The 5,721-nt window shown below is 41.7% G+C and carries 8 protein-coding genes; 6 read left to right on the top strand and 2 right to left on the bottom strand.

The window, feature by feature from the left end:
* Positions 1-83: 83 nt before the first annotated feature.
* From Q4Q57_RS21850 to Q4Q57_RS21825, 6 genes are all read left to right on the top strand, one after another.
* Positions 84-416 (top strand): hypothetical protein, encoded by a 333-nt coding sequence (locus Q4Q57_RS21850; RefSeq protein ID WP_263236451.1) that lies wholly within the window; start codon positions 84-86, stop codon positions 414-416.
* Between the two features lie 32 nt (positions 417-448).
* Positions 449-1,279 carry an ankyrin repeat domain-containing protein gene (locus tag Q4Q57_RS21845; protein WP_311892017.1) on the top strand — a complete coding sequence of 277 codons (831 nt, stop codon included), beginning with the start codon at positions 449-451 and terminating at the stop codon, positions 1,277-1,279.
* 156 nt (positions 1,280-1,435) lie between these two features.
* On the top strand, positions 1,436-2,098 hold the full coding sequence (locus tag Q4Q57_RS21840) for a hypothetical protein (protein WP_311892016.1): 663 nt from the start codon (positions 1,436-1,438) through the stop codon (positions 2,096-2,098).
* A gap of 75 nt (positions 2,099-2,173) precedes the next feature.
* Positions 2,174-2,560: a hypothetical protein gene (locus tag Q4Q57_RS21835; RefSeq protein WP_311892015.1), complete on the top strand. Its 387-nt coding sequence runs from the start codon at positions 2,174-2,176 to the stop codon at positions 2,558-2,560.
* A gap of 101 nt (positions 2,561-2,661) precedes the next feature.
* Positions 2,662-2,985 carry a hypothetical protein gene (locus Q4Q57_RS21830; RefSeq protein ID WP_311892014.1) on the top strand — a complete coding sequence of 108 codons (324 nt, stop codon included), beginning with the start codon at positions 2,662-2,664 and terminating at the stop codon, positions 2,983-2,985.
* A gap of 312 nt (positions 2,986-3,297) precedes the next feature.
* Entirely contained in the window at positions 3,298-4,095 is a 798-nt protein-coding gene (locus Q4Q57_RS21825) for a hypothetical protein (RefSeq protein ID WP_311892013.1), read from the top strand.
* A 230-nt stretch (positions 4,096-4,325) separates the two neighbouring features.
* Here the strand turns inward: Q4Q57_RS21825 and Q4Q57_RS21820 are convergent, their stop codons facing one another.
* Positions 4,326-5,048 (bottom strand): lecithin retinol acyltransferase family protein, encoded by a 723-nt coding sequence (locus Q4Q57_RS21820; protein WP_311892012.1) that lies wholly within the window; start codon positions 5,046-5,048, stop codon positions 4,326-4,328.
* A 145-nt stretch (positions 5,049-5,193) separates the two neighbouring features.
* The coding region (locus Q4Q57_RS21815) for a tyrosine-type recombinase/integrase (RefSeq protein ID WP_311892011.1) at positions 5,194-5,721 on the bottom strand (528 nt) is incomplete at its 5' end.

Genomic DNA, 5,721 nt, shown 5'->3' with positions numbered 1-5,721 from the left:
TTTCTATCCAGTAGGGACTCGTTACACTATTAAGTAACTCGCCCCTAGTTATGATTAGATCAATTCTCCCAAAAGGAATGATTATGAATAGGAACTGGGGATGGGGATTAACTCTAATGTTACTCAGTTGTACAAGCATCGAAAATGGTTTTTCTGAATTAAACAGTAGCCACCCGTTCAAAAAATGGTTGATTACATTGAATAGTGACTATGGTAAAGGGCGGTATTATATGTTTTCCGCTGTCGATTTTACTGAAACGGGTATTAGGCACCCAAGTTTAGAACGGCTAAAAAAACTGATTCGCTTACATGCGAACATCCCTGAAGATTGTAAAAAAAATATGGAAATCATCGATAGCACAAGGAATTTATATGAGGGTGGTGGGGAAAGCATTATCATCAAGTGCAGTGAATGATAGGATAAAATTACAGTTACATGAGCAGGCCTATGTTGAAACGAGTCATCAGTTATGTGGTGTTTGCATGTTTACTCAGTGCCTGTGCTTCTGATCCGCTTTTTCGCGCTTTGGAAGACGCCGAAAAAGCACATAATAAGAAACAGCGTGAAACTTCTTTAGTGCTAATGGATTTGGATGAGATATTCCCTGATCCTCAAGTTCGAGCATTGGCGAAAGCGGCAGGAAAAGGCGATATCAAAAAAATCCGTGAGTTAGTGGCAAATGGGGTCGATGTCAACGCTCAAGGAAGGTCGACAGGCACGCCCCTGTTTTGGGCAATTTATAAGGGTAACCTTGAGGGCTTTGAAGAATTACTAAAACAAGGTGCCACACCCAATGTCAAACTTGAGGGCTCTAGTACTGTAATGCATTGGGCGACTAGAAATAAAGATAGTCGCTTTTTACAGTTGGCATTAGCCTATGGTGGCGATCCCAATCTTAAAGGGGGAATGTTTGATGCCCCACCTATTGAGGAAACAGTGGAATTAGGCGGAAAAACGATACCCAGGAATTATTATCTGCTCATTGAAGCTGGCACAGATCTTAATATAAAAACAAACACAAACGCTACCTTATTAACTCAAGCAGCTGGTAGACGTCGATACGATATTGTTTTAGATCTATTAAATCGTGGCGCCGAGTTCCAAATGGTTAACCGGAGAGGCATCATTGTTTTATTTGATTGGTTAGCCGAGCATGAGCGGGTGATGGATAAAAATGAAGACGCCTATAAACAGAAGAAAAAAGTTGAACAGTGGTTACAAGACAGAAATATTGACTTCAGCATAATCACTCCAGGCTCAAAGGGGAATTCTGGCTAATAGTGTCCGAGGATTTTTTGAGTGGTAAAGCCAAGGCGTTAACCGTGTATTTTTATCTACTCAGTAAAGCCCATGAAGTCGCTTGGTGTTGATTCAGTTGATGTATTGGCTAAATTAGTTTTGAGCTGATATGGGCAAGAGTAGAAGGAATGAGTGATGAAGTATTTGTTACTGCTTATCGGTCTTTGTTTGTGTGGCTGCACTTCCACGACTCTGGAGGTGGCCAGTGTGCCTTCAGTTAGCCTTTGGGAGCCCGTTCCCGATACTAAGGAATACACGTATAACAAAAGCCTTGATGATATTATTGAATTTCCCGACGTTAATTTGTCGTTACTATTCAACAATTATGAAACCAAGTATCGAGGGAATGCGATATTGGGTATCGAGATGAACCGTTGGCCCGATAGTCAATTTAATGATGATGAAATCATACTCGCATTGGGGGTAAAACCCTTGAAATTGAATGTTGAGTTAATCGCAAACAATATCGTGCTAATCATGAAAGTTGATGGTGTTGAAAGGCATTTTAAGGCATATAGGGTAATGAAATTTAAAGACTATGATACTAAATTTTGTGGTTTTGATCGCTCTATTGATGGTGAAAGAGGTACTCGCAGTGTCGATATTGCCGATAACAAAGAGAGTTTACGGCTCGACAGTGAATTTGTAGATAACTGTTATAACCTGTACTTTAAATTCCCTGAAAAGGTCAAAGATGTGGATTTTGCTCTCGATTTTACAGGCTCCCATCTACCGCTGGATAATCATCAAATTATCTATTTTCATAAAAAACTGATTAGGTGGATGTCATCTAACTAAAACGGACTAAATTGTTGATTTTACGAAAGACCTAAGTACATCTTGAAAGCTAGCCCCTCATTGAGTGCAGGTTTTATGAGAATTTTACATGTGTTGCTTAAAACGGTTGCTACAGTGCTTACTAGCTTAAGTTTGGTGGGGTGTCCTACTCAATTTAATGTTGAGGTTTTGAATGAGAGCAGTATTCCCATCCACATTCTGTCTGGTTATTCAGATATTGAGTTGTCTCGAATTGAACCTGGTGAAGCAACCCAAGTTGCATATAACCTCGATTGTTTTAGGGTTAGGGCTGGAGAGCTGACTTATGAGTACAAACCTGTGATACCCCCAGCTCAGTATGTTCAAAATGGATTGTTTAGTTCGTCATTTAAAGCTGTATTCACAGGTGCTCAGGAGCTAAAAATTTATGTGGATGGTGAAAAGCAAAATGAATCGCTCTATCTCGTAAAAGGTTGTAGGTGATGCCAACAAGAAATCAGCAGTGTAAAGCATGCTAAAGTTTTTTATGTGTTCGAAAATGCTGTGCAAAATTATAGTCGAGGTTTTGGTGTATGATGGCCACAATGAAAAATTTACTGTTGCTTTATTTTTGTATGCTTCTTGCTGCATGTGATCAATTTCCAGGCCCTAACGTCAGAAGTGAGTTTTCTATTCCAGTTAAATTAACCGTTACTTACCGTAATGGTGAAACCTTTTCCCATGAGTGGCCACCATGCCGTGTATTTGGTTTGGGGGCTATGGGGGAGGGGATTTTTGGTGTAAAGCGGAAGGAAGAAGTCACTTTAGAGCGGATTGATATCGAAGCAGAAGGAAAGATTATCCATACTTTTGATGGGAGCGTAATCAATTTATTGCTTGAAAAGGAAAAAACGAGGGAAATGAGTTGATCTGGGTTGTTGATGGATCTGGTATCCGTTTTTCTAAGGATATGGAGTGTACTTTACAGGCCGGAGATTAACAAAAAAATAAGGAGGGATTACCCTCCTTGTTGTTAGATTTCTAGCTCAACAAAGTCCTTATCGATATCGTTAACATTAAAAAATGAGCATGGATAAGGACTTTATGTCTACCGTAATGAATTTTACTGCAGTGAATTATGTTTATTCTCTCTTAGGCCGATAGTGTAAGGCGACAGATTGAGGTGACTTATGGCCCTAAAAATTAGTCTCTTATCAGTTTTATTATTGGGAGTAAGCTTTATGGCTTCAGCAATGCCTACACAGGTCATCATTTCTAATACGCTAGACCATGCTATTGGTAGAATCCATATTACTGATATAAAAACTCTCACTACCATAAAAGAATATCATGTGAATGCTGGTAACGGTCCTATTATGCGAGTTTATGGCGATAAGTTATCCATTTCCAATGGTGTTTTAAATCCTGGTGAGTATATTCTTAATCTTCAGGACTCTTCTGTCGAGTATTACCCTGAGCGCCGAGGTACTGTTTTTTTTACTGAAGACTCATATATGTATTTTTCAGTAATCAACAATGTGGGTGAAATTATTTTTGTTAAGGAAGGCAAAGAGGTTCATCGCATTGATAAAGTCGGTATAGTTATGCGGCCACCTAATGTGTACACCTATCCTGATAAAGTCGTGAGCTTCTATCTTAGTAAAGGTGACTTCTACCTTGTCAATGGGAACGATTTATCCTTTAGTAAGTTTTCATTAAAAGGTTATGCAGATGTGATCTATTTAAATGAAGATAAGGGATTAGCTGTTCACGGTAGAACACTCTATTGGTTGCGACTTTCCGATGGGCAAGTGCTGAAAACTAAAAAATTATCCTTTTCGGGCAATTTTAATTTTGTAAGCAAAAGCGATGATGGCAGATTTATTACACTTGAAACCTTGAGCATGTCTTTGGTTCCTTGGTCAGATACTTTTATGCATGAACGTATCGACTTATATGTATTTGACTTGCAAAATGAGACGTTAGAAAAGCTAGCTAGCAGCGTGGCAGGTAATGGAGTGGGCCTTACGGTTAGGTAAAACGAAGTGAAGAGGTTAGTAGGGGGGCTGACGAGTTAAGCTCTTTAGTTGTAAATCTGCTTGCTGGTGGAATGAAGCTAAAAATTAAAGCAAGATGAGCTTAGGATCCGACCAATTATACTCTGTAAGGTAAGGCTAAAAACGATAGCGGCAATGAATGCCGCTTCGTTTGTCATAGCCCGCCAGGTGTTATGCGTAGCTTAGCGAGGCCTTAATACTGACTGAATGTACTATGACCTTAGCCAATGCCATGCATCGGATATCAGCTTAGCGCCAGCTTTTACCCCATTACCCCCCACCTCTGCGCCTATCAAAACCGTGTTTAAGCCGGTTTCTAAACTGCCTGTGACAAGCTTGATCCCAGCATCAGTTATTTCTCCTTGGCTTAAGCAATCGTAACTGTCACTGAGGGTTTGCGCAGTGCCTTTTAGTAGGCATTCTGCAGGCTTAGCAACAAGATCCCCTGGCGTCCCTAGGAGCGTGTTGAGGTTATCGGGTAGCCCTAGGTATTCGCCAGTCATTTTTACTGCGGTAGAGGCTAACACGACGTTTGCGACGGTTCCCGTGGCCAGCTTTGAAGCAGTACTTCCCAGTAAGCCTGCTCTGGCAGAGCCTTGCAGGGCAACGTGAGTGAGATTACTGACTTGATTGGAGGTGCTGGTTCTTTCTAAGCATTCGTTGACGAACTGCTCACAATTGTTCGTAGCAACGCCGTATGAGGTATAACCCAGTTGACTGCGTGCAAGCTCAATAGCTTGATGGGGAAACAGGCTGGACTTTTTCACTCTGATCTTATGGCCACCAGCAAATCGCTGGAGGTCGATTTCTTCAATCATGCCCTGTTTAGATAAGTGAATAACATTTCCATTGCCCACATAGAGGCCATGGTGTTCGGTTAAGCCGAGAACGTCGATATTGGTAACGAGGTGATCGCCAGGTTGTAATGCTTGCATAAATGTTTCCTTAGCCAAGGGGCATCATTGTGACGCGCCATTACGACATGCCGACTGAGGTTAGTTGCAGGTGTTCACGTTGATGGTCTATTGGCTGTGTGAGGGATTTAAAGGGAAGCGCTATCGAGTAAGCGATAAGCGCGGGTTAGATTTCTAGCTCGACAAAGTCCTTATCGATATCGTCTTGCTCAATACCGATATACCGCAGGGTGGTTTCTTCGGCGCTGTGTCTGAGCATCTTCATTACTCGGCCAATGTCTTTGGTTTGTTGATACAGCAGATAGCCACGGGTTTTGCGCATCGAGTGGGTGCCTAAGGCAATTTTAAGCTCTTCACCAATCATCGTCAGTGCGCGGCAAATATAGCGCCGTGACAAAGGCGCGGGTTTGATGTGCTTCGCCCGTTGATTACGGTAGGACTGAAACAGGTAGATATGGTTAGGATGTTCGAGCGCAATACGCTGTATCCGTTCTAGCGTTTTTGAGTTGAGTTTGATGTTGGCGATTTTGCCGGTTTTGGACTCCTTAATGATGAGTCTATCGCCCTGGATATCGCTGAACTTAATCGACAGTAAGTCGGAGATCCGCAGGGCGAGATTAAGGCCGATATTCCACACATCGGCCAGTTGCTGGCTAAACTGTCTTTCCAGTAGGTAGCTGATAAGCTTAACGGT

The organism is Shewanella sp. SP2S2-6, assembly GCF_031931965.1.
Classification (GTDB): Bacteria; Pseudomonadota; Gammaproteobacteria; order Enterobacterales; family Shewanellaceae; genus Shewanella; species Shewanella baltica.
The sequence above is the reverse complement of the archived record's forward strand: the minus strand, read 5'-3'. Positions and strand labels throughout refer to the sequence as shown.